Source organism: Streptomyces umbrinus (assembly GCF_030817415.1).
Lineage (GTDB): Bacteria > Actinomycetota > Actinomycetes > Streptomycetales > Streptomycetaceae > Streptomyces > Streptomyces umbrinus_A.
In genome coordinates this window covers 10820417-10845958 of sequence record NZ_JAUSZI010000002.1, presented here as the reverse complement: position 1 = coordinate 10845958, position 25542 = coordinate 10820417, and the positions used below count along the sequence as shown (strand labels likewise).

The following is a 25542-nucleotide window of genomic DNA, read 5'->3' as shown; positions in this document are numbered from 1 at the left end:
GTGTGCCACCGAATTCCGTTCACTCCGCGTATGGGTCACCGGGCCGCTGACCGGGGCGAACACCTCCGGGCGAGGACGGGCCGTCACCCGCCCGGAGGTGGGTCCTCGCCTACAGGCCGACGTCGCGGCTGCGGATGTCCTCCAGCGACTCCCGGCGGACGAGGAGCCGGGCGTGACCGCGGTCGACGGCGACCACGGGCGGGCGTCCGACCAGGTTGTAGCCCGAGGCCATGGAGAGGTGGTACGCACCGGCCACCGGCACCGCCAGCAGGTCGCCCGGGTGTACGTCACCGGGCAGCCGCACGTCCGAGGCGAGGATGTCGCCCGCCTCGCAGTGCCGGCCGACCACGGTCACCGGGGACGGCTCCGCGGTGGAGTGGCGTCCGATCAGCCGGGGCGCGTACCGCACGCCGTACAGCGCGGGGCGCGGGTTGTCGCTCATCCCGCCGTCCACCGCCACGAAGGTGTGCTCGGCGGTCCGCTTCACCGCGAGCACGTGATAGAGGGCGAGGCCCGCCGGTCCGGCGATGGCGCGCCCGGGCTCGATCAGCAGCCGCGGCACCCGCAGCCCGGCGGCGGCGCAGCTCTCGACGAGTCCGGCGCGCACCTTGCGGGCCAGCGTCGTGAGGTCGAGCGCCTCCTCCCTCGGCCGGTAGGCGATGCCGTGGCCGCCTCCCAGGTCCAGTTCGGGCAGTACGACACCGTGGGCGTCGCGCAGGCGGGCCATCAGCCCCACCATGCGTCGTACGGCCGCGAGATACGGCTTGACGCTGGTGATCTGCGAGCCCAGGTGGCAGTGGAGGCCGGTGAGTTCCAGTTGGGGCTGGTCGAGGATGCGGGCGATGGCGTGCTGGGCGTAGCCGTCGGTGAGGGTCAGGCCGAACTTCTGGTCGTCCGTGCCCGTCCGGATCTTTTCGTGGCCGCCGGCGCCGATGCCGGGGACGACCCGCACCATCACCCTCTGGTGTCCGCCGGGGCCGACCGCCGCCGCGAGCCGCGCGATCTCCGACGGACTGTCGATCACGATGCGACCGACGCCCAGGCGCAGCGCGCTCGCCAGGTCGTGCGGCGACTTGGCGTTGCCGTGCAGCACGATCCGCTCGGGCGGGAAGCCGGTGGTGACGGCGAGTTCGAGCTCACCGGCGGAGCACACGTCCAGGCCGAGGCCCTCCTCCTCGACCCAGTGGGCCATGGCACGGCACAGGAACGCCTTGGCTGCGTAGAGGACTTCGGCCTCGGGGAAGGCGTCCCGGTAGGTGCGGCAGCGTGCGCGGACCTCGCCCTCGTCGAGTACGTAGACGGGGGTGCCGAAGCGGTCGGCGATCTCGGTGAGGGGTACGCCGCCGACGGCGAGCTCTCCCCGGTCGCGCCGGGCGGTGGAGGCGGGCCACACAGACAGGTCGTCGGCGGCGCGGGGGGTGACGGCGGGCTCGTGCAGAGTGGTCATCGCGGGTTCCCTTTCCGGCCTCAGACGGTCCGTACGGCCCGTACGGCGCGGGTGTTCGCCCCGCTCGCGCGCGGCACCTCGGCGGCCCGCGGATCCCATGCGCGGGGCGCTGGTCCGGCCAGGGGGGCGGAGAACTGGGGGTCCACGGTGACTGTGGTGACGCCGAGCGGTTCGGTGAGGGCGCGGAGCACGGGCTCGGCGAGCCGGATCCAGGCCTGACCGTCGCCGAGGGTGGCGGTCAGCCGCTCACTGCTGGTGAAGCCGACGGCTGTCCGGGCTCCGAGGGGTGTGCGGAACAGCCGGGTCGAGCATCCCGCTGGTCCCGGCCGGACGGGTACGTACAGGGGCCCGGCCGGGAACCGTTCTGAGGGCTCGGGGTCTTCGGCGCACGCGAGGTCTGTCATGGGATGCCTCCTGGAGGATCCGGGTGGTGGGGCGTGACGCCGCCCCGGCGCGGGGAGACGAACCCGGGGCGTGCCACGAAGGTATGCCCGCTCCCCCGACTCCCTCGGCCACCGGCGCGCTTCATGACGGGATGCTGACGGAGAACGGCCACGGACTGACGGGACGCTGACGCGAGGGACCCCGGAGTAGGGCCCTCGTCCCTGCTTCACGGGCCGCCCGGCCCTGCTTCACGGGCCGCCCGGCGCCGGTGGCGGCCGCGACGGCGGATACGGCGAGGTCCCGCCGACCGACGGTCGGCGGGACCTGGGACGGGCCTCCGGGCCCGGTTTCCTGCGGGTGGCCGGCTCAGGCCTGTGTCTCGCTGATGTTGACCATCCAGGGGATACCGAACCGGTCCGTACACATGCCGAACACGTCGCCCCACATCTGCTTCTCGAGCGGGACGGCCACCGTGCCGTCGGCGGACAGCTTCTCCCAGTAGCCACGCAGTTCGGCTTCGTCGTCACCGCTGAGGCTCACCGAGAAGTTGCCGCCCGGGGTGTACTTCATGCCCGGCGGGGTGTCGGCGCCCATCAGCGTGAACCCGCTCGGGGTCTCCAGCATGCCGTGCATGATCTTGTCCGCTTCGGGGCTGTCCGCCATACCGGACTCCCCGAAGGTGTTGAGCGCCAGTGTGCCGCCGAGGATCTCCTTGTAGAACTCCAACGCCTGCCGGGCGTCACCGTCGAAGCTGATGTACGGATTGAGGCGCGAGGCCATGAAAACCTCCCAGATCGGGCCAAACAATCAGATCTGCGCAGACTAGCGCGGCCCACTGACAACGGCCCGTCGTGGCTGATGGGCGCCCCGGCTCTTACGCCATCCGTAGCGATCTCGCCGAACCTGACGCCGTCCTGACGCCCTGCCGGGCCGGGCTCCCCGGGTTCGGACCGCTTCCGCGCTTACGCTCGCGCCGTGTTCAACGTGACGGGTCTGCTGAAACGCCTGGTGATCGGCCGGGCCAGGCGCAGTGAAGAGCTCCAGGGGACACTGCTGCCCAAACGGCTCGCCCTGCCGATCTTCGCCTCCGACCCGCTGTCGTCGGTGGCGTACGCGACGCAGGAGATCCTCCTCGTGCTCACCCTCGGCGGGCTCGCGTACCTGCACTTCACACCGTGGATCGCGGTGGCGGTCGTGTCGCTGATGACGGTGGTGGTGCTCTCGTACCGCCAGGTGGTGTACGCCTACCCGAGCGGCGGTGGCTCGTACGAGGTGGTTTCCACGAACCTCGGCCCGTCGGCCGGTCTGGTGGTGGCGGCCTCGCTGCTCGTCGACTACGTGATGACGGTGGCCGTCTCCGTCGCCTCGGGGGTCGACAACATCATCTCGGCGATCCCCCAACTTGCCGATTACCGCGTCCCGTTGGCGCTGGCCTTCGTGGCGATCCTGACCGCCATGAACCTGCGCGGCACCCGCGAGTCGGGGAACGCCTTCGCGGCGCCGACGTACCTGTTCATCGGCGGCGTACTGATCATGGTCGGGACCGGTCTGATCCGTTATCTGCTCGGTGACGCGCCGGTCGCGGAGAGCGCGAAGTACGGCGTGACGCCGGAGCCCGGGGACGTGAATCTCGCCGGGCCGGCGCTGCTGATGCTGGTCCTGCGCGCGTTCTCGTCCGGCTGTACGGCGCTGACGGGTGTGGAGGCGATCTCCAACGGCGTACCGGCCTTCCGCAAGCCCAAGTCGCAGAACGCGGCGGCCACGATGGTGGCGATGGGAGCCATCGCGATCGTCATGTTCGTCGGTGTCACCACGCTCGCGATCGTCTCCAAGGTGCACATCACCGATGACTCCTGCCGGCTCACCGGCCTGGACGGCAACTGCGACAGTCACACGCAGCGCACGGTCATCGCACAGATCGCGGCCGCCGTGTTCGGCGGTGAGAACAGTGTCGGCTTCTACTTCATCCAGGCGGCCACCGCGCTGGTGCTGGTCCTCGCCGCGAACACCGCGTTCAACGGCTTCCCGCTGCTCTCCTCGATCCTCGCCCAGCACCGCTATCTGCCGCGTCAGCTGCACAACCGCGGCGACCGGCTCGCCTTCTCCAACGGCATCCTGGCGCTCGCGGTCGTCGCCGGTCTGCTGCTGTGGGGGTTCCAGGCGAACGTCACGAACCTCATCCACCTCTACATCCTGGGCGTGTTCACCTCGTTCACGCTGTCGCAGACGGGCATGGTCCGGCACTGGAACCGTGAGCTGCGTGCCACGACCGACCGGGCGCCGCGCCGACGCCACCACTCGGCGCGCGTGATCAACGCGCTGGGCGCGGTGGTCACCGGCCTCGTCCTGGTGATCGTGCTCGCCACGAAGTTCCTGGAGGGCGCATGGCTGGCGGTGCTCGCCGCGATCGTGCTGTGGGTGATGATGCGGGGCATCCGCCGGCACTACGACGCCACCTCCGCGGAACTCGCCGTGACGGACCCGCGCGAGGAACTCGTCCCGCCATCAAGGGTGTTGGGCATCGTGCTGGTCTCGACACTGCACAAGCCGACGCTGCGGGCACTGTCGTACGCGCGCGCCCTCCGGCCCGACCGGCTGGAGGCGCTGACGGTGTCGGTGGACCGCGATGCGGCCCTCGCGCTGCGGGAGCGCTGGGAGGAGTACGGCATCGACGTGCCCCTCAAGGTCATCGACTCGCCCTATCGCGAGGTGACCCGGCCGGTGGTCGAGTATGTGCGCTCGCTGCGGCGTGAGAGCCCGCGGGACGTCGTGGCGGTGTTCATCCCCGAGTACGTCGTCGGCCACTGGTGGGAGAACCTGCTGCACAACCAGTCCGCCCTCTGGCTGAAGAGCCGTCTGCTGTTCACGCCCGGCGTGATGGTCACCAGCGTTCCCTGGCAGCTGAGCTCCTCGGCACGCGCCGACCATCCCACCGCCCGGGCACCGGGCTCGGTCCGCCGCGGCGAGCCCGCCTACACGAGGGCGCGCGAGGACAGCGACCTGAGCAGGCACTGACCGGCGCCCCCGCACCGGCGAAAGGGCGACTACGAACGGTGACTCGTGGTTGCATTCCGGACGGGCGCCGTACGACACGCGTCATTTTCGTCGGCCGGAGAGTCAGCGAAGCATCAAGTCACTCCCACGGCGTGACGCGCGTGCCTACCGTCGCCGCCATGTCTCGACGTATCGAGGGACCCGCGTCCGGTCGTTTCCCCGATGTGCCGGCGTACGACGACGGCACATGGGTCCACGACCGCGCGTGGGCGGGCGAGGCGCGCTCGGCCGTGGGCTGTGCCGCGCTGATGCTGGGGCTGTCGCTGGTGTTCGACGCGGGTTCGGGACGCCTCACGGCCTTGCGGTTCCTGCTGTGGGCGGCGCTGGCCTTCGTCCTGTTCGCCGTGCTGCTGCCCGCCCGCGTGTCCGCGCGCGAGGGCGAGTTCGTGTGCCAGGGCCTGTTCGGGCACCGGTCCGTGTACACGGACCGGCTCGTCGCGGTGTGCCGCTCGGACGGAGTGGCCCAACGCCTCGTCCTGCGCGACGAGTTCGGCGGACGCGTCGAGTTCGATCCCCGGGTCCTGGTCGACAACCCCGCGCTGTGGCGGCTCCTGGACGAGGGCGCGCGGGCCTCGGCGGCGGGCGGCTCGCTCGTCTGCGGTACGACGGAGCTGCGGCGGCTGTCGGAACGGCTGGACCGGGAGACGGCACGGACGGTGTTCCGGATCTCCGGGCTCGAGTAGCCGCTCGGGGAGCCCCGCCGGCAACTACCCCGCACTACCCCGGCTTCGTCGCCACCACCATCCGGCAGCGGGGGCTGCCTTCACTCCTGCGCCCGAACTCGGGGAGGGCGTACAGCTCCACCGAGAAACCGGCGCGGACGAGTTCCCGTCGTACGTCGTCGAGGCGGAACTCCCGGTAGTACATGACGAACGGGGGACGCCACACGGCGTTCCGAACGCGCATCGCCGCGTCGAAGCCGAGCAGGGCCCAGTAGCCGCGTGAGCCGGGGCGGGCGGGGGCACCGATCGGGAAGGCGAACCGTCCGCCGGGCCGGAGCACGAAGTGGACCTGCGCGAACAGCCCCGGCAGTTCCCTGGGCAGGAAGTGCCCGAACGCCCCGAAGCTCACCACCAGGTCGAAGGCCGGGCCGAACGGCAGGGCGCGGGCGTCGCCGCGTACCCAGGCGGTCGGCGGCCCGCCGGGGCGTGCCGCCCGTTCCCGGGCCACGGCGAGCATGCCGATGCTGATGTCGACGCCGGTGACCTGCTCCCGGCACACCGACCGCAGCACGTCCATGCCCGCGCCGGTGCCGCAGCACAGGTCGAGTCCGCTCTCGAACGGACCGATCCTCCTGAGTGCCCGCGCGACGGACCGCAGTACCGAGTCCGGCGTACGGAAGGGGGTGTGGTCGAACTTCGGTGCGAGGAGGTCGTAGCCGTGCTCGACGGACGACAGCGCCTGTACGGCGAGTTCGCGGAACGTGGGGCCTTGCGGGGTGAACATGGCTGCTCAGCGTAGGCGTTCCACTGGGGTGCGGTTGGTCGTCTGCGGGTTCGTTGTGGCTTGTCGCGCAGCTCCCCGCGCCCCTTCGGGGCGCTGCCCACTTTCCCGTGCATCGGTCGCGCTGTCACCCTCCACCTATGAACTCCTTCCGTCCCGCGCCCGCCTGGCTGGCCGATGCCGTGTTCTACCAGATCTATCCGCAGTCGTTCGCGGACTCGAACGGCGACGGGATCGGTGACTTCGACGGCATCGCCGAGCGTCTCGACCATCTGGCCTGGCTGGGGGTGAACACGGTCTGGCTGAACCCGTGCTTCGTCTCGCCGTTCGGTGACGCGGGGTACGACGTCGCCGACTATCTGAACGTGGCTCCGCGCTACGGATCCAACGACGACCTGGCGAAGCTCGTCGACCGGGCGGGCCGCCGCGGCATCCGCGTACTCCTCGACCTGGTCGCCGGACACACCTCCGCCGAGCACCCGTGGTTCAGGGCCTCGGCGAACGATCCGGACGACCATCGCTACATCTGGGCGCCGGAGGGCCAGTCAGGGGTCACGCCGGAGGGCTTCGTGGCCTCGCCGGGGAGTCGGCCTGGCGCGTATCTGCCGAACTTCTTCGACTTCCAGCCGGCCCTCAACTTCGGTTACGCAAGCGAGAATTCGGCCGAGCCGTGGCGGCAGCCGGTGGACGCGGAGGGTCCGCGCGCCAACCGGGAAGCCCTGCGCACGGTCATGGACCACTGGCTGAGCCTCGGCCTCTCGGGCTTCCGTGTCGACATGGCCGCCTCGCTCGTCAAGGACGACCCGGACAAGGCGGAGACGAGCAGGATCTGGACGGAACTGCGCCACTGGCTGGACCGCACGCACCCGGACGCGGTGCTGCTCTCCGAGTGGGGCGAACCCGAAGTCTCGGTGCCGGCGGGGTTCCACACGGACTTCTTCCTCCACTTCGGCGGCCCCACCGACGGCCTGGCGCTGCGCTCGCTGTGGAGCAACGGCACCGGCACCGTCAATGACACCTGGGACCCGCTCGATTGCTTCTTCGACCCGAGCGGCCAGGGCTCGCCCCGCCCCTTCGTCGAGGCCTGGCAGCGGGCTTCGTCAGCCCTGGGTGACAGCGGCTTCATCTCCCTGCCCACCGCCAACCACGACTTCTCGCGCCTCAACTGCGGCCCCCGCACGGCCGAACAACTCCCCGCCGCCTTCGCCTTCCAGCTCACCTGGCCCACGCTCCCCGCCATCTACTACGGCGACGAGATCGGTATGCGCTACATCCCGGACCTCCCCGACACCGAGGGCAGCGTGCTCGGCCCGCGCTACAACCGGGCGGGCTCCCGCACTCCCATGCAGTGGGACGACGGCCCCAACGCGGGCTTCTCGACGTCCGACCACCCCTACCTCCCGGTCGACCCCGCCCCGGACCGCCCCACCGTCGCCGCCCAGCGCGCCGACGACACGTCCCTCCTCCATCTCGTACGCCGTCTCATCGCTCTCCGCACGACGACCCCGGAACTCGGGGCGGGCGGCTCAGTGGAGGTCCTGCACGCCGGATACCCGTTCGTGTACGTACGCGGCGGACGGTATCTCGTGGTCGTGAACCCCCAGCAGGGGCAGGCGAGTCACCGCCTCGACGGCATCCGGCCCGGCCGAGCCCTGGAGGCGTCCGGTGTCGGCACCGACGGTGACACCGTCACGGCTCAGGGCTTCGGGTTCGGGATCTTCGACGTGCTCGGGTAGTCCGGCCCCGGTCGGGCAGGGCTGCGCCCGGCAGGCCGTCGCCTCCGGCCGAGGAGGACGAGTGCGACGGCCGTCCCGACCACCGCGAGGACGACACACGCGACGAACGCGGCCCGGTAGCCCGCGGTGAGGGCGGCGAGCCGGTCTGCCCCGCTCGTGTACGACACCGCGACCGAGGAGACGACGGCGACGCCGAAGGCACCCCCGATCTGGAAGGCCGCGGTGTTGATCCCGGAGGCCACCCCCGACTCCCGCTCCCCCACTCCGGTCAGCGCGGCGATGGAACCGGCGACCGCGCAGGCACCGAGCCCCAGCCCGAAGACCAGCAGCCCGGGGAACAGGTCGCGCACGAACCCGCCGTCCACCGGCACCCCGGCCAGCAGCAGGCTGCCCACGCCGACCAGCGTGAGCCCGCCGACCGCGACCGGACGCGGGCCGACACGGGTGACCAGGGCCTGTCCGGCGTACGAGCCGATCACGGCCGTCACCGGCATCACGACGTTGTAGAGGCCGAAGCGCAGCGGCGAGTAGCCGAGAACGCCCTGCCCGTACTGGGAGAGCGTGTACGACATCCCGAAGGCGCTGCCGCCGAGCAGGAACACCACGAGGTTCCCGCCGCTCACCCCACGGGAGCGCAGCAGTCGCAACGGTACGAGAGGCGCCTTCGACCGGGCCTCGACACACACGAACAGCAGCGTCAGTACGGCGGAGGCGGCCAGCAGGCCGAGCGTCTGCGCCGACAGCCATCCTGCCCGGGGCGCCTCGACGACGGCGTAGACACAGGCGAGGAGCGCCGCCGTGACGGCCAGGGCGCCGGCCGGATCGTACGAGCGGGTCCGTGCCTCGGTGCGGCTCTCGCGCAGCAGTACCGGGCTCAGGGCGAGCAGCACCAGCGCCACAGGCACGTTCAGGAAGAACACCCACTCCCAGCCGAGGACGTCGGTGAGCGGGCCGCCGATGAGCAGCGCCGCCGTGGCGCCGAAGCCGCCGCTGCCGGACCAGAGGGCGAGGGCCTTGTTGCGCTCGGTCCCCTCTTCGAAGGTGTTCAGGAGGATGGATAGCGCGGTGGGTGCCATGACGGCGGCCGACACGCCCTGCACGGCACGGGCGGCCACCAGCACGCCGGCCGTCCAGGCGAACCCGCAGAGCAGCGAGGACAGCGCGAAGAGCAGGGTGCCCGTCATGAAGACGCGGCGGCGGCCCAGCAGGTCGGCGATCCGTCCGCCGAGGAGCAGGAGCCCGCCGAAGCTGAGCAGATAGGCGCTCATCACCCACTGGGCGCCGGCCGCGGTGAACCCGAGTCCGTCGGCGATGGAGGGCAGCGCGAGGACAACGATCTGTGCGTCGAGGATGACCATGAACCCGGCCACGCAGAGCAGGGCGAGGGCACGCCAGCGGCGCGGATCGGGGGCGGGGCCGGGGGTCGTGAGAGACCGGGCTTCTGGTGTCGTGGCGCCCATGGCTCAGCTCCCCAGCCTCAGGCCCGCGAGCCAGACGTCCGGGCCGCTGTCGGGGCCGCCGCCCGGGCTGTGGTTGATCGAGGGTTGTGCCGCGTGGGACACAGGCCGCCGACGGCGCGGTGAGAGCAGCGCGAGGAGCTTGTCGGTGCGCCGGCTGGGGGCGGCGGGGACAGCTGGGACGGTCGGAACGGTGGCGGTCATCGGAACCTCCGGTGTCGTCGGGTGCTTTCGCCCCACCGACGAACTGTTCCTACGCCGATCGACACTCCGCGAGCCGCTTTTCCAGAAATCGCCGCTCGGCGTCGTTCTCCACCAGCTCCAGCGCCTTCTCGTACGCCTCGGCCGCCTCGCTCATGCGCCCCGAGCGCCGCAGGAGGTCCGCCCGGGTGGCCGGCAGCAGGTGGTATCCCGCCAGATCGCCCGCCTTCTCCAGCTCCGCCACCAGGGCCAGACCGGCCTCGGGGCTCTCGGACATGCCGACGGCCACCGCGCGGTTCAGCCTGACCACGTCGGACGGCACGTGGCGTGCCAACTCCCCGTACAGCGCGGCGATGTCGGCCCAGTCCGTCTCCTCGGCGGTGGCCGCGGTGACATGGCAGGCCGCGATGGCTGCCTGGATCTGGTACGGCCCCGGCCGCCCGCGTCGCAGTGCCGTCTCCAGCAGGGCGGCGCCCTCGTCGGCCTCCGCCCGGTCCCAGTCCGTACGGTCCTGGTCCTCCAGGGTGACCAGGTCACCGGCCGCGTCCACGCGGGTGTTCCGCCGGGCGTCGTGCAGCAGGAGGAGCGCGAGCAGGCCGAGGACCTCGGGCTCGTCGGGCATGAGCCGGGCCAGCACCCGGGCGAGCCGGACGGCCTCCGCGCAGAGGTTCGTCCGCAGGAGTTCGGCGCCGGACGTGGCCGCGTACCCCTCGTTGAACAGCAGGTACACCACTCCCAGCACGCCGGTCGTCCGCTCGGGCAGCAGATGCGCGGGCGGTACGCGGTACGGGATCCCGGCGTTGCGGATCTTCCGCTTGGCGCGCACGAGGCGTTGCGCCATCGTCGCCTCGGGCACGAGGAAGGCGCGGGCGATCTCGGGTGTGGTGAGGCCCGCGAGGGTGCGCAGGGTCAGAGCGACCCGGGCCTCGATGGGCAGCGCGGGATGGCAGCAGGTGAAGAGCAACCGCAGTCGGTCGTCCGTGACCCCGCTGTCGTTGTCGAAGTCCGGGTCGTGCGGGTCGAACGGTCCCCCGTCCCGTGCCAGCACCGCCACCTCCCGCAGTTTCGCCGCGCCCACGGCCTCCCGGCGCAGCACGTCCATGGCTCGGTTGCGCGCGGTCGTGGTCAGCCAGGCGCCGGGGCGGCGCGGTACTCCGTCGCGCCGCCACCGGTCGAGGGCCTGGGCGAAGGCGTCCTGCGCGCACTCCTCGGCGAGGTCCCAGTCGCCGGTCACCCTGATCAGGGTGGCGACGACCTGGCCCCATTCCTCACGGAAGGCGGCGGCGACGGCCTCCTCGACGCCGTCCGCGCCTTCGATGCCGTCCGCCCCTTCGTTCTCGTTCACTCCCAGACCGGCCTCACCTCCACCGAACCGCCGCCGAGCGCGGCGGGATGCCTGGACGCCAGCGCGATGGCCTCGTCGAGGTCGGCGACCTCGATGATGTCGAAGCCGGCAACATACTCCTTGGACTCCACGAACGGCCCGTCGCTGAGCAGGACTTCGTCGCCCTGGACGCGCACGGTGGTGGCGTCGGTGGCCGGCCTCAGCCTCGCGCCGCCCTTCACCACGCCGCTGGTGCGCACCTCGTCGATGTACGAGGTGAAGCGGGGATCGTCGGCGATCTCCTCGGGGCTGAGCTCCTCGCCGCCGACGGGGGTGCAGATGAACATCACGTACTTCATGACCGGTCCTCCTGGGTTCCCGCAGTTCGTGCAATTCAGGTGTCCCTGCACCCCACCGACGAACGGACCGGCGCCGGATCGACACATCCCCATGATTGTTCGGGCGAGCGGACTTCACACCCGCGGCGACACCCGCGATGCCACCCGTACGGGAAGCGCCCGGACGCTGTTGCCCACGAAGCTGGAGTGACGGGCGAGGTCCACCTCGGGCAGGTCCAGGTCGAGGCCGGGGAAGCGGGCGAACAGCCGCTCCAGGGCCATGGTGGACTCCAGACGGGCCAGCGGGGCGCCGAGGCAGTAGTGGGCGCCGTGGCCGAGGGACAGATGCCTGGTGGTGCCGGGCCTGGCGGGCCTGGTGACGTCGAAGCGGTCGGCGTCGGACCCGTGCGCGGCCGGGTCTCGCCCGCCGCCGAGTAGCCGGAGAGGACGGGCGTGCCCCTAGGAATCACGGTCCCGTCGACCGTCAGGTCCCGCACGGGATAGCGGAAGGGGAAGTAGCTGACGGGCGCGTCCCAGCGCAGGGTCTCCTCGACCACGTCCGACCAGCTCGCCTCGCCGTTCGTGACCCGCCCAAGCTGGTCCCGGTGGCCGCACAGGGCGCGTACGGCGTTGGTGATGAGGTTCAGCGTGGTCTCGTGCCCGGCGATGATCATCAGTACCAGGGTGCCGATGAGTTCCTCGTGGGTGAGCCGGTCGCCGCCCTCGTCCCGGGCGGTGATCAGCGCGCTGGTGAGGTCGTCGCCCGGCCGCTCGGTCCGGTCCGCGACCACCGCGCCCAGCACGGCCACCAGCTCCCTGTTCGCGGCGAGGGCCTTCTCGGGGCGAAAGTCGGTGGCGACGACCTGGTTCGAGAGTTCGAGAGGTGGTGCAGCCGGTCTCGGTACTCGGCGTCGACGCCGAGCAGTTCCCCGATGACGCCCATCGGCAGCGGCAGCGCGAAGTGCTCGCGCAGATCGGCCACTCCCCCGCCCTGTTCCGCCGCGCGGTGCAGGTCGTCGAGCGGTCCGTCCGTCAACTCCTCGATCCGGGGCCGCAGTTGCTCGACCCGCCGGGCGGTGAACGCCTTGCTGACCAGTGAGCGCAGCCGCCGGTGGTCGTCGCCGTCCGCGGTCGTCATCCCTCGTACGGTCGCGAAGGTCGTCAAGGGCCATCCCTTGGCTATCCGCCCCTCCCTCAGCGCTGTGAAGTGCCCTGCGTCCTTGGCGACTTCGGGGTGGGCGAGGAACTCCTTGAGCGCCTCGTGCCCGAGGACCGCCATGCCCTCCACACCGCCGGGCAGGACGACCGACGCCACGGCGCCGCGCGTGAGGAGGCGCGCGTTGTCGGCGTGCGGGCAGCCGCCGGCCGGGTCCATCCGGTGCGGCGGGACGACAGGAGTGGGTATTGCAGGGGTGTGCATGGCAGGAGTGCTGTCCAACCGATTCTCCTGACTGTCGTCGGCGAGCCGCCCTCGCCGCCGTCCGTGACCGCACGTGACCGCCCGTGACCGTCAGAGGAAGGGGGTGCCCGGGTCGACTCCCGACAGCACGCGGCCGTAGATCTCCAGGTTGGTGGCCGGGTTGACGAAGGAGTGCAGGGACAGGGCGTTGATGTCACGGGCGATGCGCTGCATGGGCACCTCCCGCTGGAGCGAGGAGGCACCGGCGGCGGAGGCGAGCAGATCGACGGCCTCCTTGCAGAGGCGGGTCAGATAACCACTCTCGGCACGGATCCTGGCCCGCTCCGCCAGGGTGTACGGGGAGCCGTCGCGGGCCTTGGTCTCGATCTCGGCGGTCAGCCGGGCGGCCACCAGCTCGGCGCTGGAGATCTTCATCTCGGCCTCGGCCGCCTGGAGATGGGTGACGGTGGCCTCGTTCTGCCGCTCGTGGAAGGTGTACGTGATGCCGCGCCGGTGGATGCGCTCGCCGAACTCCGTCATCGCCGCCCGCGCCAGGCCCAGTGCCACTGGCGCGGCCCAGGCGCAGAACAGCAGCAGCACGGGCATGCGGTAGAAGGGGTCGTCCGCGTTGGCCTTGGACGGGATCTGCCCGGCGAGCATCGGACCGACCGGAAGCACGCGATGTGCGGGGACGGGAATGTTCCGGGCCACGACGGTGTTGCTGCCAGTACCGGCGAGACCTGTGACATGCCAGTCGTCCAGGATCTCCAGCTCGGACATCGGCACCGCGGCCCAGATCATCTCGGGCGGCCCGTCCGGCGGCGAACCGTCGGCGGGCGTGACCGCGGCGGTCAGCAGATGCCAGTCCGCGTGATGACAGCCGGTCGCGAAGGCCGAGGCGCCGTCCACCCGAAAGCCCCCGTCGTACGGCACCGCCGTGGCGCCGGGGACGAGCGTGCCGCCGATCCTCGCGTCGGGCCCGTTCGGGCCGGTGAAGAAGTCGTCCTGCGCCTCGTCGAGGAAGAGCGCCGCGATGTACGAGACCCCCGCCTGACTGAGTGTCATCCACGCCGTGGAGCCGCATTCGACGGCGATCTCGGCGAAGGCGTCGACCTGTGTGCGCAGAGGGGTCTGATAACCGCCGTAGCGGCGCGGGACGTTCATCCGGTGGATGCCGGTGCCGGTCAGCGCGGCGACCACCTCGTCGGGCACGCGCCGTTCCCGCTCGGCCCGAAGCGCGTTCCGCCGGATCAACGGCCGCAGTTCCCTTACGCGTTCGACGATCCCGGCATCGACCATGCCGACCACCGTGACGCGAGGCATCTCCCGTGTCAACGCCATGGGATCCGGCCATCCGGCCCTCGCCGGAGGGAGTAGTGCTACAGTGCCATCAGCACTTGTGTACGCCCCTTTCTCGGGCGCCGGTGCTGAAGTACCTCTCATCCAGCTGAACCGCCCGTCCCTTCCGACCGGCGAAGCAGCTTCTCCGCACCACCTCTCCTCGTACGGGCACAAGGCGTGCGAGTCGTGCGACTTCTACGGCGTGTCCGGCCACGGGTCTTCCCGTCCGCCGTACGCGGCGCGGCACGAGAGGTGATGTCTCCGCCGAGCCGGGGTGTGTCCATACCGCCCCCGATCCGGCCTCTCCCCCATCCCTCATGACCACATGAACCGTCCGCGAAAGGACACCCACCATGACCACCACACTCGAACGCCCGCCCACTCCCGTCACACAGGAGCAGGCCACCGGCGTACTCGACATCACCTCGAACGGGCAGGGCCACCTGCGCGCCCAGAGCCTGCTTCCCGGGCCCTCCGACCTTCAGGTCTCCTCCGCGCTGATCCGCCGACACGGACTGCGCAAGGGCGACCTCGTCGAAGGCGTACGCGGCAAGCAGCGAGCCCTCACCGAGATCCAGCGGGTCAACGGCCGCCCGGCGGAAGAGCTCCGCGGCCGCCCGCACTTCCATGATCTGACCCCGCTGCACCCGCGTGAGCGGCTGCGGCTCGAACACCCGGCGGGCGGTGCGACCACTCGCCTCATCGACCTGGTCGCGCCGATCGGCAAGGGCCAGCGCGGCCTGATCGTCGCCCCGCCCAAGACCGGCAAGACCGTGCTGCTCCAGCAGATGGCCGCCGCCGTCGCCGGCAACCACCCCGAGGCCCATCTGATGGTGGTACTCCTCGACGAGCGGCCCGAGGAGGTCACCGACATGCGCCGTTCCGTAAGGGGTGAGGTGCTCGCCTCCACCTTCGACCAGGCTCCGAAGCAGCACATCGCGCTCGCCGAGCTGGCCGTGGAGCGCGCGAAGCGGCTGGTCGAGGCGGGTCAGGACGTCGTGATCCTCCTCGACTCGCTGACCCGGCTGTGCCGGGCGCACAACAACGCGGCCGCCACCAGCGGCCGCACTCTCAGCGGTGGTGTCGACGCGGCCGCGCTGCACGGGCCCAAGCGGTTCTTCGGGGCCGCGCGCCTCACCGAGGAGGCCGGCTCGCTCACGATCATCGCCACCGCCCTCGTGGAGACCGGCTCCCGCGCCGATGACTACTACTTCGAGGAGCTCAAGAGCACCGGCAACATGGAGCTCCGCCTGGACCGCGGCCTCGCGTCCCGACGGATCTTCCCCGCTGTCGACATCACCCCGTCCGGCACCCGCCGCGAGGAACTCCTCGTCCCGGCCGCCGAGTTGGGGGCCGTACGCGGTTTGCGACGCGCCCTGCTCTCCCGCGGGGACCCGCAGGCCGGCCTTGAGACGCTCCTGGACAAGCTGCGCCGGACCCCGGACAACACGACGTTCCTGCGGCAGGTCCAGCCGACCGTGCCCATGGGCGAGTAGAGGTGGACCTCACGGGCCCGCCCCGGACCGGGCAGGCCCCGGGTCACTGCGGCATCCGGGTGCTCGATGCCGCCGCCCGGCCCGGGCAGCCGGGGATGTGACCTGCGCGTTCCTAGGTTGGCAGTATGACAATCGGACTTCCTTCGCGTGCGGCCGTCTGCTGCTCCGCCGCCTGTGTGGTGGGCGCGCTGGCCTTCGCGCCGAAAACGGCCGCCGCCCACGACGGAGCCGCCCCGGTCACTCCCCACGTCTCCGCGTCGAAACCCGCCACCGCGCGGCCCTCGGCGCTGGACCGGCCCGGGACCCAGGTACGGCCCCGGGCCGGGGCACCCAGGGTGCCGCAGGACGTCTCCGCGCGGTCGTGGGTGGTGGCCGACGCCGGCACCGGCGAAGTACTCGCGGCACACAACGCCCATCTCAAGCTGCCGCCCGCCAGCACCTTGAAGACCCTCTTCGCGCTCACCGTGCTGCCGGTGCTGCCCGCAGCGGTCCGGCACACCGTCACGGAGGAGGAACTGGCGGGCGTCGGTCCCGGCAGCAGTCGGGTCGGAATCGCCGCGGGGCGTACCTACAACGCCGCCGACCTGTGGCGGGGCGTCTTCCTGAACTCCGGCAACGACGCCGTGCACGTACTGGCCGAGATGAACGGCGGCTGGCGCAGCACGGCCGCCCAGATGCAGGCCAAGGCCCGGTCCCTGGGCGCCCGCGACACGCGGGTCGTCTCGCCCGACGGGTACGACACGCCGGGGCAGGTGTCGTCCGCGTACGACCTGGCGGTCTTCGGGCGGGCCGGGCTGCGCAACGCGGACTTCGCGCGGTACGCCGCCACCGTCCGCGCCAAGTTCCCGGCCGGCGGCTGGTCTTTCGAGATCCAGAACACCAACCGGCTGCTCACCGGCGCCGACGGGGTCGCGCCCTACAAGGGGCTCGTGGGCGTCAAGAACGGCTACACCTCGCAGGCGGGCAACACGCTCGTCGCCGCCGCGCGCCGGGACGGGCGCACCCTCGTCGTCACGGTGATGGCTCCTCAGGCGGGCGGCTTCGCCGTGTACGAGGAGGCGCGCTCGCTGCTCGACTGGGGCTTCGGGGCCGCCGGGCGTGTCGAACCGGTGGGCTCGCTCCTGCCGCCGCGCCGCGTGTCCACGGCGGGCCCGACGGCCGTGCCCGCGGCCATGACGGGCGGAGACAGTTCGGTCGGCTGGCTGGCGGAGGCGGGGACCCTCGCGGGCGCCGCGGGACTGGGCGCGGGTGCGGTGTCGCTGGTCCTGCGCCTCCAGGGCGGGCGGTTCACCCGTGCCTGACCGACGGGCAGCCCGAAGAGCAGGCCCAGGGTGATCCACACGTAGGTGTTGCTGCCGACGAAGCCGTCGATGCCGGACGCGTCGTCGAACCACAGCCACACCACACTGCTGCACAGCAGGGCGTACAGACCCCCCGCGATCCACAGCAGCCGCCTGCGCCTCAGCCCCTCCCCGAAGAGGATCGCGAGCGACGGCAGCAGCCAGACGAGGTGATGCACCCAGGTGATCGGGCTGAGGAGACAGGCGGCGAGCCCGGTGAGGGCGAAGGCGCCGAGGAGGTCGTCCGAGGCCAGCGCCCGGCGCGCGCGCCACACCCACACACCGAGCACGGCCAGCGCCGCCAGCGCCCAGGCGGCGCCGCTCGGTTCGGCGGGGTCGGCGAGCCGGGCCAGTACGCCTTGCAGCGACTGGTTGGAGACGTAGTCGAGGCGGCCGATGCGGGTGGTGTCCCAGACCGCCTCGGTCCAGTAGAAGCGGGAGGCCTGGGGCATGACCCAGGCCGCGAGCGCGGTGGCGGTCGCGGCGACGCCCACCGCGGTTCCGGCGGCCCGCGGACGTCTGGCGAGCAGCAGCAGAACGATGAAGATCGCGGGCGTCAGCTTGATCGCAGCGGCGAGCCCGATTCCGACGCCGGCCCAGCGCTCACGGCCCGTCGACAGCAGCCAGGCGTCCCCCAGGACGAGGGCCAGGAGCACGAGGTTGACCTGGCCGAAGCTGAAGGTGTCGCGGACCGGTTCGAGAAGGGCGAGCAGACAGACCGTGACGGCGAGCCCGAACCAGCCGTGCCGGCGCAGCCTTTCCCCCGCCAGGACGTGCAGAACGAAGGCCGTCGCGGCGAGGTTGAGCAGCAGCCCCACGGCGATCGCCGCGTGCAGTGCGAGCAGCGCCATCGGCAGCATGCTGACCGCGGCGAACGGCGGATACGTGAAGCCGTACTCCGTCCCCGGCACCCGGTAGTCGTAGACGCTGCCGCCGTGGTGGATCCAGGCGTCTACGGCCCCGTGATAGACCCGCAGGTCGAACCAGTCCCGCAGGAGCGGCACGGTCGCGGTGAAGACGGCCACGGCGGTGGCGAGGGCGAGCACGAAGAGGATTCGCCCGCGATCTGTGCCGGTCAGCCTCATGCGGTCCGCCCCAGGACGGGTGCGTTCGTCGTCTGGTGGGCCTGCCAGAGCACGACCAGCGCGAGCATCCCGCCGGACACCGCCAGGGCCAGCTGCTCGGCATCGGGCGGACCGCCGCTGGGCAGGACCGCGAGCGCGAGGGCCCCGGTCACTGCGGCGACCCGGTGGCGTACGGAGGTGCTGGGCGCGGCCGCGGCGATGAGGAACAGCCCCCACAGCGCGTACCAGGGGCGGATGGCCGGGCCGAGCACGGCCACCGTCGCCAGGCTGAGGCCCAGCGCGTAGACGGGGCTGAGGCGGGGGCTGCGCAGCCATATGGCGAGTACGGCGACGGCGGTGGCCACGAGGCCGAGGGCGTGCCAGGCGGGCAGCGCGAAGGGAGCGAGGTCGCTGCCCAAGCCCTGGAGAAGGGCACCGGTGGCACGGCCGAGGACGCTGGTGGGCGAGAGATTCTCCGGCGACACGGGCGTCTTCAGGGCGCCGATCCAGCCGTATCCCGTACCGGCGGCGGCCGTTGCGGCGACGGTGGTGGCCACTGCGGCGGCCGCGGTCGTGGCGACGGCTCTCGCCATACTGCGGCCGGCCCGCACCTGGAGGGCCACGACGGCCGCGAGGCCGAGCAGGGCAGGGACCTTGACGAGGGCGGCGAGGGTGACGAGCACGGCGCCCAGGACGGGCCACCGGCCGAGTGCCGCCACCAGTCCCGCGCCCAGCAGGCCGAGCATGATGGCGTCGTTGTGCGCTCCGGCGACGAGGTGCAGCAGCACGAGCGGGTTGAGCGCGCCGAGCCACAGCGCGGCGGCCGGATCGGCGCCGCTGTGCCTGGCCAGTCTCGGCAGCGCGGCCGCCATCAGCGCCACGCCGAGCAGCGCGACGACCCGCATCCCGAACAGCCCGGCGGGCACCTCGCCCCGGGTCAGCCCGGACAGCGCGGAGGAGACGGCGAGGAAGACAGGTCCGTACGGTGTCGCGGTCCGCTGCCACACGGGGGCGACCTCGTCCGCGAGCGGTCCGCCGAGGATGGCGGGGCCGTGCGTGTAGACGTCGATGTGCGCGTCGACCATCGCGCCCTGTGCGAGATAGCTGTAGACGTCGCGGCTGAAGAGAGGTGGCGCGAGGAGCAACGGCGTGGCCCATACGGCGAGTACGACCAGGAGCGCTCGCGGGCTCGGCGGCTCGGGCCGCCCCCGGATCGTGCGTCCCAGCAGGGCCCAGGCCGCTATGAGCAGCACCACTCCGAAGTACACGCCGACCAGCCCGAGCGCCGCCCGTCCCGACGCGAGGGCCGGCAACTCCCTTACAGGCAGCGCTCCGGCCGTCTCGCCTCCCAGCGCGAGGACGACCGAGCCCGTGAGCCCGAGCAGTTGACAGCGACGCAGATCGACGGAGAAACCCTTGGCCAACACTCGGTCAGCGTGTCAACGCGGGGTGGCCGGAAGGCGACGCCTCTCCCTCTGAGCGGCAGCCGCAGCGTGTCCGCCGTCTTACCGGGCGGCGGTCGGCCGTTCTCGGCCGTCGGACGTTCCCGTCGAACCGGCTAGAACACGGACACGCCTGTGAGGGTCGTGAAGCGGTCCAGGGCTGTTACTCCCGCCACCGAGTTGCCCCGCTCGTCCAGGCCGGGGCTCCAGACGCAGAGCGTGCAGCGGCCGGGGACGACGGCGATGATGCCGCCGCCGACGCCGCTCTTGCCCGGCAGGCCGACGCGGTAGGCGAAGTCGCCCGCCGCGTCGTACGTGCCGCAGGTGAGCATGATCGCGTTGACCTGTTTGGCCTGGCTCTGGGTCAGCAGGCGCGTGCCGTCGGAGCGGATGCCGTGGCGGGCGAGGAAGCCGGTGGCGAGGGCGAGGTCGGCGCAGGATGCCTCGATGGAGCACTGGTGGAAGTACTGGTCCAGGAGGACCGGGACCGGGTTCTCGATGTTTCCGTACGACGCCATGAAGTGGCCCAGCGCGGCGTTTCGGTCGCCTCGGGTGGCCTCGGAGGCGGCCACGTCCTTGTTGATGGCGAGTTGTTCGTTGCCGCTCTCCGCGCGCAGGAAGTCGAGGAGTGTGCGCGCCGCGTCGCCGGTTCGGGTGTGGAGGCGGTCGGTGACGACGAGGGCGCCCGCGTTGATGAAGGGGTTGCGGGGGATGCCGTTCTCGTACTCCAGCTGTACGAGGGAGTTGAAGGGGTTGCCGGAGGGTTCGCGGCCGACGTGTTCCCAGAGTTCGTCGCCCTCTCGGGCCAGGTCCAGGGCGAGGGTGAAGACCTTGGTGATGGACTGGGTCGAGAACGGCTTCCGCCAGTCGCCGACGCCGTACACCGTGCCGTCCAGCTCCGCGACCGCCATGCCGAACCTGTGCGGGTCGCATACCGCGAGCGCCGGGATGTAGTCGGCCGGGCGGCCGCGGTCTGGGGCGGCGGCGATCTCTTCGGCGATTCGCTGCAGGACCGGCTGGAAGGTCAGGGGCGAGCTCATGATCACCATTGTGACGGAGTGGGGTGGTTGCTGTTCGGTGACGGGTGCGGGTTGTTTGTGGCTGGTCGCGCAGTTCCCCGCGCCCCTGAAGACGCGCCTGCCGTTTGTCGTCGGGTCGGGGCCGCGACGGGGCATCCGATCGCAGCTGTGTCATCCCGCACCGATTGGTTGCCCATCAGAGGTCGTGCTGCGATCGGAAACCCCGACACGACCCCTTCGGCCGGAGGGCGACTGCCGGAGGGTGGGGGCGGGCCCCTTCAGGGGCGCGGGGAACTGCGCAGTCTTTTGCCTTTAGGGGCGCGGGGAACTGCGCGATCAGCCCCCGCCGATGACCCCCGCTCCCTCAGCCCCGCTGGGAGCCCGCCAAGACCTCCGGGCGGAGCAGCGCTGCCAGGCGGTCCGCCGGGAGGAGGCCCTTTTCCAGGACCAGTTCGGCGACGCCGCGCCCGGTCGCGAGGGCCTCCTTCGCGATGTCCGTCGCGGCGGAGTACCCGATGTGGGGGTTCAGCGCGGTGACCAGGCCGATCGAGTTCTCCACGGTCACACGCAACGCCTCCGTGTTCGCCGTGATCCCGGACACGCACCGCTCGGCCAGCGTCACGCAGGCCGCCCGTAGATGCGTCAGGCTCTCGGACAGTGAGTGCAGAATGATCGGCTCGAACGCGTTGAGCTGGAGCTGGCCGGCCTCCGCCGCCATGGTGATCGTGACGTCGTTGCCGATCACCTCGAAGGCGACCTGGTTGACGACCTCGGGGATCACCGGATTCACCTTGCCGGGCATGATGCTCGAACCGGCCTGCACGGGCGGCAGGTTGATCTCGTTCAACCCGGCCCGCGGCCCCGACGACAGCAGCCGCAGGTCGTTGCAGCTCTTGGAGAGTTTCACCGCGATCCGCTTCAGCACCCCGGACATCTGGACGAACGCGCCGCAGTCCTGGGTCGCCTCGACCAGGTTCGCCGCCGTCACGAGCGGCAGCCCGGTGATGTCCGCGAGGTGCCGGCGCGCCGCCTCGGCGTATCCGGCGGGCGCGTTGAGCCCCGTACCGATCGCCGTCGCACCCAGGTTGATCTCGTGGATCAGCTCGACGGCTTCGGCGAGCCGGCTGCGGTCCTCGTCCAGCATCACCGCGTACGCCGAGAACTCCTGCCCGAGCGTCATCGGCACGGCGTCCTGCAACTGCGTACGCCCCATCTTCAGGACGTCGCGGAACTCCAACGCCTTATCCGCGAAGGCGTCCTGGAGCACGGCCATCGCCTTGAGCAGCTCGCGCACCGCGAACACCGTGGCGACCTTGACGGCTGTCGGGTAGACGTCGTTGGTCGACTGCCCGAGGTTGACGTCCTCGTTCGGGTGCAGGAACTCGTACTCGCCCTTGGCGTGACCGAGTAGCTCCAACGCCCGGTTGGCGACCACCTCGTTGGCGTTCATGTTGGTCGAGGTGCCGGCCCCGCCTTGTATGACGTCCACGACGAACTGGTCGTGCAGCTTCCCCTCCCGGATCTCCCGGCAGGCCGCCACGATCGCGGCCGCCTTGCGGGGCTCCAGCAGCCCAAGGTCCTCGTTGGCGCGGGCGGCGGCCTCCTTGACGGCGGCGAGCGCCTCGATCAGATGCGGGTACGCGGAGATCGGCATCCCGGTGATGGGGAAGTTCTCCTTGGCACGCAGGGAGTGGACCCCCCAGTACGCGTCGGCGGGGACGTCACGGTCGCCGAGCAGGTCGTGCTCACTGCGGACGGTCATGTCGGTGCGGCTCTTCCTTCTGGAGAGGGTGGGGCGAGGCTGTGCACGGCACACGGCTTACTCCGCGAGCGGGTCGAGTGCCCTCGCCGGCCGGATGCTTCCAACCACCGCGCCGCCGCCGAGGAGTGGTGCTCCGGCGAACTCGGTGAGTGCGGCCGGGTGCACGCCGCAGCGGGCGAGTGCCGCCGCGGTGACCGGTACGCGGGCGCGGTCGGCGCCGTCCGCGATCTTCACGGCGACGGCCCGGCCGTCGGGGAGCGCGGCGACCTGTACGCCCTCGAAGCCGTCCTTGGTGAGCAGACCCGGTACGGCCCGCATCAGCGCGGCGACGTCGCGGCCGGTGCCGGACGCCATCTCGGCGTGCTCGCGCATCGCGTCGGCGACCCGTGCCTCGGGGGTGCCGGGCGGGGCCGTCGTGATCCGGGCGGCCGCGCGGGCGAGCCCGTGCAGCGAGACGGAGAACAGCGGGGCGCCGCAGCCGTCGACCGTGACACGGGCGATGGCCTGGCCGGTCAGGTCCTCGACGATCTCCGCGATGGCCTGCTGGAGCGGATGCGCGGGGTCGAGGTAGTCGTCGAGCGACCAGCCGTTCAGGCGTGCCGTGTAGAGCATCGCGGCGTGCTTGCCCGAGCAGTTCTGCGCGAGCCGGGACGGCAGTCGCCCGGCGCGGATCCAGTCCTCGCGGACGACCGGGTCGAAGGGCAGGTCCGTGACGTTGCGCAGATCGTCCTCGGCGAGTCCGGCGAGCTCCAGGATCCGCCGGGTGCCGGCGAGATGGCGTTCCTCGCCGGAGTGGCTGGCGGCGGTCAGCGAGAGGAGATCGCCGTCGAGCGGCAGTCCGGCCCGCAGCATGGCAACGGCCTGCACCGGCTTGAGGGCCGAGCGGGGGTAGAAGGCCGCCTCGATGTCACCGATCTGCAGCTCCACGCTGCCGTCGGCGGCCAGCACGACCACCGACCCGTAGTGGATGCCTTCGATGACTCCGCCGCGTACGAGGTGGGCGACTGGCGCGTGCAGCGGTTCCCTGATCGAGGGCGCCGCGGCGAGCGAGCAGCCGTAGTCGGCAAGGGCGTTGGGGCTCATGCGTCCACCTCGGGCTTGCGTATGGACTCGACCCGGCGGCGTACGCCGTACCAGCCGGCGACCAGCGCCGCCACGATCAGCGGCAGGCAGAGGACTGTGGTGCGGCCCGCTCCTCCGTCCGCGTACATCAGGACCAGTACGGAGGCGAGGAAGAAGAGAGTCACGAGTTCGGTCCAGGGCGAGCCCGGGAGGCGGTAGCTGGGGCGGTCCAGCTCGCCGTCCTCCGTCTTCCGCCAGAACTGCAGGTGACAGATCATGATCATGCCCCAGGTGGCGAGGATGCCGATCGCCGCGAAGTTCAGCACGATCTCGAACGCGTCGGCGGGAACGACGAAGTTGAGTCCGACGCCGAGTACACAGATACCGCTGGTCAGCAGGATTCCGCCGTACGGGACCTGGCTGCGGCTCATCACGGAGGTGAACTTCGGCGCCGAGCCGGACATCGACATGGAGCGCAGGATGCGGCCGGTCGAGTAGAGGCCGGAGTTGAGGCTGGACATGGCGGCGGTCATCACGACGAGGTTCATCACGCCGCCGGCGGCCGGGATGCCGATGTTGGAGAGGACGGTGACGAACGGGCTCTCTCCGGAGGTGTACTTGTTCCAGGGCAGCAGCATCGACAGCAGCAGGACCGAGCCGACGTAGAAGAGACCGACGCGCCACATGATCGAGTTGATGGCCTTCGGCATGATCTTCTCGGGGTTCTCGGTCTCGCCCGCCGCGACGCCCACCAGCTCGACGGAGGCGTAGGCGAAGACGACCCCCTGGACGATCAGCAGCATCGGCAGGAGGCCGTTGGGGAAGAGGCCGCCGTTGTCGGTGATCAGCGAGGGGCCGGGGGTTGTCCCGTCCACGGGGTTCTGGGTGACCAGCAGGAAGATGCCGATCAGCATGAAGGCGACGAGCGCGCCGACCTTGATGATCGCGAACCAGAACTCCAGCTCGCCGAAGATCTTCACGGAGATGAGGTTCACGGTCAGCACGACCGCGAGCGCGATGAGGGCGATCACCCACTGCGGGATGTCGGAGAACATGCCCCAGTAGTGGGTGTAGGTGGCGACCGCGGTGATGTCGGCGATGCCGGTGGTCGCCCAGTTGAGGAAGTACATCCAGCCCGCGGTGTACGCGCCCTTCTCGCCCAGGAACTCCCGGGCGTAGGACACGAAGGCGCCGGACGAGGGCCGGTACAGGACGAGCTCGCCGAGGGCGCGGACGACCAGGAAGGCGAAGACACCGCAGACGGCGTACGCGATGAAGAGCGAGGGTCCGGCCTCGGCGAGACGGCCTCCCGCGCCGAGGAAGAGACCGGTGCCGATGGCCCCGCCGATGGCGATCATGTTGACGTGCCGGGACTTCAGGGACTTGCTGTATCCCGCGTCACCGGCGTCGACGTGAACGGCGGCTTTCCGTGTCTGCCCTGTCTCTTTTTCGAGGGACTGCTCGCTCACGCTTCTGGTCCGCCTTCCGTGGGGGTGTCCGCGCCGTCCGTGTGCTCTGAGCGCACGATCGCGGTGAGGGTCGTCTCGACGCGGTCGAGGTGATGTGCCATCGCCTCGGTCGCGTCGTGTGCGCTGCCGTCGATCAGGGCCTCGACGATGGCGCGGTGCTCGCGGTTGGACTGCTCCCGGCGGCCGCCGAGCTCGTTGAGGAACGCCGACTGGCGGGCCAGCGCGTCCCGGATCTCCTCGATCACGCGGCGGAAGACCGGGTTCTGGGCGGCCTGCGCCACGGCGAGATGGAAGAGCGTGTCCATGGCCACCCACGCGGTGGTGTCGGTCTCGCGCTCCATCCGCTCCAGCAGGTGGGCCAGGTGGTCGAGGTCCTCAGGCGTCCGGCGTGCGGCCGCGTATCCGGCCACGGGGATCTCGACGTGCCGCCTGACCTCCAGCAGGTCACTGGCCGCGTAGTCGCCGAAGGTGGGGTCCTCGACAGGCCCGTTGGACAGGACGAAAGTGCCCTTGCCGGTCCGGGACACGGTCAGCCCCATCGTCTGCAGGGCCCGGAGCGCCTCCCGCAGCACGGGCCGGCTGACCTCCAGCCGCCGGCACAGCTCCGCCTCGGAGGGCAGCTTGTCCCCCACGGCGTACTCACCGCGCTCGATGGCACCACGAAGGTGCCCGAGCACCGCTTCCATGGCGCTGATACGCCTCGGCACCGAGCCAGCTGTCTGGCTGTCTGACAGGTTCACGGGGGTGATCCTGCGGGGAACGGG

The 25542-nt window shown here is 71.2% G+C and carries 20 protein-coding genes and 2 pseudogenes; 5 read left to right on the top strand and 17 right to left on the bottom strand.

Features of this window, described 5'->3' with window-relative positions; genetic code table 11:
* Positions 1–109: 109 nt before the first annotated feature.
* The 3 genes from lysA to QF035_RS48080 form a co-directional block, all read right to left on the bottom strand.
* Positions 110–1447, bottom strand: coding sequence for a diaminopimelate decarboxylase (gene lysA, locus QF035_RS48090; protein ID WP_307528610.1), 1338 nt, complete (start codon positions 1445–1447; stop codon positions 110–112).
* 20 nt (positions 1448–1467) lie between these two features.
* Positions 1468–1851 carry an SAV_915 family protein gene (locus QF035_RS48085; RefSeq protein ID WP_307528608.1) on the bottom strand — a complete coding sequence of 128 codons (384 nt, stop codon included), beginning with the start codon at positions 1849–1851 and terminating at the stop codon, positions 1468–1470.
* A gap of 346 nt (positions 1852–2197) precedes the next feature.
* The gene (locus QF035_RS48080) at positions 2198–2611 is read right to left on the bottom strand and encodes a VOC family protein (protein ID WP_307528606.1); all 414 of its coding nucleotides are present in this window, start codon (positions 2609–2611) and stop codon (positions 2198–2200) included.
* 195 nt (positions 2612–2806) lie between these two features.
* Between QF035_RS48080 and QF035_RS48075 the strand changes: the two genes are divergently transcribed.
* Positions 2807–4846 (top strand): APC family permease, encoded by a 2040-nt coding sequence (locus QF035_RS48075; RefSeq protein ID WP_307528604.1) that lies wholly within the window; start codon positions 2807–2809, stop codon positions 4844–4846.
* A gap of 158 nt (positions 4847–5004) precedes the next feature.
* Positions 5005–5568: a hypothetical protein gene (locus QF035_RS48070; protein WP_307528601.1), complete on the top strand. Its 564-nt coding sequence runs from the start codon at positions 5005–5007 to the stop codon at positions 5566–5568.
* Between the two features lie 34 nt (positions 5569–5602).
* On the opposite strand, the gene QF035_RS48065 is transcribed toward QF035_RS48070, so the two are convergent.
* Positions 5603–6331, bottom strand: a complete 729-nt coding sequence (locus tag QF035_RS48065; RefSeq protein WP_307528599.1) for a class I SAM-dependent methyltransferase — start codon at positions 6329–6331, stop codon at positions 5603–5605.
* 137 nt (positions 6332–6468) lie between these two features.
* Between QF035_RS48065 and QF035_RS48060 the strand changes: the two genes are divergently transcribed.
* Positions 6469–8064, top strand: coding sequence for an alpha-amylase family glycosyl hydrolase (locus tag QF035_RS48060; protein ID WP_307528597.1), 1596 nt, complete (start codon positions 6469–6471; stop codon positions 8062–8064).
* Here QF035_RS48060 and QF035_RS48055 read toward each other — a convergent pair.
* The 6 genes and pseudogenes from QF035_RS48055 to QF035_RS48030 form a co-directional block, all read right to left on the bottom strand.
* The gene (locus QF035_RS48055) at positions 8025–9524 is read right to left on the bottom strand and encodes an MFS transporter (protein WP_307528595.1); all 1500 of its coding nucleotides are present in this window, start codon (positions 9522–9524) and stop codon (positions 8025–8027) included. The two genes, QF035_RS48060 and QF035_RS48055, sit on opposite strands and share 40 nt — an antisense overlap.
* A 3-nt stretch (positions 9525–9527) precedes the next feature.
* A complete protein-coding gene (locus tag QF035_RS48050; RefSeq protein ID WP_307528593.1) occupies positions 9528–9725 on the bottom strand; it encodes a hypothetical protein in 198 nt (65 codons plus the stop codon).
* A 49-nt stretch (positions 9726–9774) separates the two neighbouring features.
* Complete coding sequence (locus QF035_RS48045; RefSeq protein ID WP_307528591.1) at positions 9775–11067, bottom strand: RNA polymerase sigma factor; 1293 nt, start codon at positions 11065–11067, stop codon at positions 9775–9777.
* Positions 11064–11405 (bottom strand): YciI family protein, encoded by a 342-nt coding sequence (locus tag QF035_RS48040; protein WP_055616712.1) that lies wholly within the window; start codon positions 11403–11405, stop codon positions 11064–11066. Before QF035_RS48040 ends, QF035_RS48045 begins: the two co-directional genes overlap by 4 nt.
* 114 nt (positions 11406–11519) lie before the next feature.
* Positions 11520–12759, bottom strand: a pseudogene (locus QF035_RS48035) (cytochrome P450 family protein).
* 135 nt (positions 12760–12894) lie between these two features.
* Complete coding sequence (locus QF035_RS48030; RefSeq protein ID WP_307528589.1) at positions 12895–14124, bottom strand: flavin-dependent monooxygenase; 1230 nt, start codon at positions 14122–14124, stop codon at positions 12895–12897.
* A 353-nt stretch (positions 14125–14477) separates the two neighbouring features.
* Here QF035_RS48030 and rho point away from each other — a divergent pair, with 353 nt between their 5' ends.
* Together rho and QF035_RS48020 are read left to right on the top strand one after the other, a co-directional pair.
* A complete protein-coding gene (gene rho / locus QF035_RS48025) occupies positions 14478–15620 on the top strand; it encodes a transcription termination factor Rho (protein WP_307528587.1) in 1143 nt (380 codons plus the stop codon).
* A 125-nt stretch (positions 15621–15745) separates the two neighbouring features.
* Positions 15746–16585: pseudogene (locus QF035_RS48020) on the top strand (D-alanyl-D-alanine carboxypeptidase); the annotation flags it as partial.
* Between the two features lie 62 nt (positions 16586–16647).
* Here the strand turns inward: QF035_RS48020 and QF035_RS48015 are convergent.
* From QF035_RS48015 to QF035_RS47985, 7 genes are all read right to left on the bottom strand, one after another.
* Positions 16648–18045, bottom strand: coding sequence for a glycosyltransferase 87 family protein (locus tag QF035_RS48015; RefSeq protein ID WP_307528584.1), 1398 nt, complete (start codon positions 18043–18045; stop codon positions 16648–16650).
* Positions 18042–19451 (bottom strand): polyprenol phosphomannose-dependent alpha 1,6 mannosyltransferase MptB, encoded by a 1410-nt coding sequence (gene mptB, locus QF035_RS48010; RefSeq protein ID WP_307528582.1) that lies wholly within the window; start codon positions 19449–19451, stop codon positions 18042–18044. The genes QF035_RS48015 and mptB overlap by 4 nt, the downstream gene beginning before the upstream one ends.
* A 131-nt stretch (positions 19452–19582) precedes the next feature.
* Complete coding sequence (locus QF035_RS48005) at positions 19583–20515, bottom strand: glutaminase (RefSeq protein ID WP_307528580.1); 933 nt, start codon at positions 20513–20515, stop codon at positions 19583–19585.
* A 334-nt stretch (positions 20516–20849) separates the two neighbouring features.
* Positions 20850–22247, bottom strand: a complete 1398-nt coding sequence (aspA, locus tag QF035_RS48000) for an aspartate ammonia-lyase (protein WP_307528579.1) — start codon at positions 22245–22247, stop codon at positions 20850–20852.
* A 57-nt stretch (positions 22248–22304) separates the two neighbouring features.
* On the bottom strand, positions 22305–23330 hold the full coding sequence (locus QF035_RS47995) for an asparaginase (RefSeq protein ID WP_307528577.1): 1026 nt from the start codon (positions 23328–23330) through the stop codon (positions 22305–22307).
* Positions 23327–24778, bottom strand: a complete 1452-nt coding sequence (locus QF035_RS47990; protein ID WP_143633531.1) for an amino acid permease — start codon at positions 24776–24778, stop codon at positions 23327–23329. The genes QF035_RS47995 and QF035_RS47990 overlap by 4 nt, the downstream gene beginning before the upstream one ends.
* Positions 24775–25518: a FadR/GntR family transcriptional regulator gene (locus QF035_RS47985; RefSeq protein ID WP_079053222.1), complete on the bottom strand. Its 744-nt coding sequence runs from the start codon at positions 25516–25518 to the stop codon at positions 24775–24777. Before QF035_RS47985 ends, QF035_RS47990 begins: the two co-directional genes overlap by 4 nt.
* Between the last annotated feature and the right edge of the window lie 24 nt (positions 25519–25542).

Coding starts and splice junctions, on each gene's coding strand:
- lysA (WP_307528610.1), bottom strand. CDS start 1,447: ATGACCACTCTGCACGAGCCCGCCGTCACCCCCCGCGCCGCCGACGAC.
- QF035_RS48085 (WP_307528608.1), bottom strand. CDS start 1,851: ATGACAGACCTCGCGTGCGCCGAAGACCCCGAGCCCTCAGAACGGTTC.
- QF035_RS48080 (WP_307528606.1), bottom strand. CDS start 2,611: ATGGCCTCGCGCCTCAATCCGTACATCAGCTTCGACGGTGACGCCCGG.
- QF035_RS48070 (WP_307528601.1), top strand. CDS start 5,005: ATGTCTCGACGTATCGAGGGACCCGCGTCCGGTCGTTTCCCCGATGTG.
- QF035_RS48065 (WP_307528599.1), bottom strand. CDS start 6,331: ATGTTCACCCCGCAAGGCCCCACGTTCCGCGAACTCGCCGTACAGGCG.
- QF035_RS48060 (WP_307528597.1), top strand. CDS start 6,469: ATGAACTCCTTCCGTCCCGCGCCCGCCTGGCTGGCCGATGCCGTGTTC.
- QF035_RS48055 (WP_307528595.1), bottom strand. CDS start 9,524: ATGGGCGCCACGACACCAGAAGCCCGGTCTCTCACGACCCCCGGCCCC.
- QF035_RS48050 (WP_307528593.1), bottom strand. CDS start 9,725: ATGACCGCCACCGTTCCGACCGTCCCAGCTGTCCCCGCCGCCCCCAGC.
- QF035_RS48040 (WP_055616712.1), bottom strand. CDS start 11,405: ATGAAGTACGTGATGTTCATCTGCACCCCCGTCGGCGGCGAGGAGCTC.
- QF035_RS48030 (WP_307528589.1), bottom strand. CDS start 14,124: ATGGCGTTGACACGGGAGATGCCTCGCGTCACGGTGGTCGGCATGGTC.
- rho (WP_307528587.1), top strand. CDS start 14,478: ATGACCACCACACTCGAACGCCCGCCCACTCCCGTCACACAGGAGCAG.
- QF035_RS48015 (WP_307528584.1), bottom strand. CDS start 18,045: ATGAGGCTGACCGGCACAGATCGCGGGCGAATCCTCTTCGTGCTCGCC.
- QF035_RS48005 (WP_307528580.1), bottom strand. CDS start 20,515: ATGGTGATCATGAGCTCGCCCCTGACCTTCCAGCCGGTCCTGCAGCGA.
- aspA (WP_307528579.1), bottom strand. CDS start 22,247: ATGACCGTCCGCAGTGAGCACGACCTGCTCGGCGACCGTGACGTCCCC.
- QF035_RS47995 (WP_307528577.1), bottom strand. CDS start 23,330: ATGAGCCCCAACGCCCTTGCCGACTACGGCTGCTCGCTCGCCGCGGCG.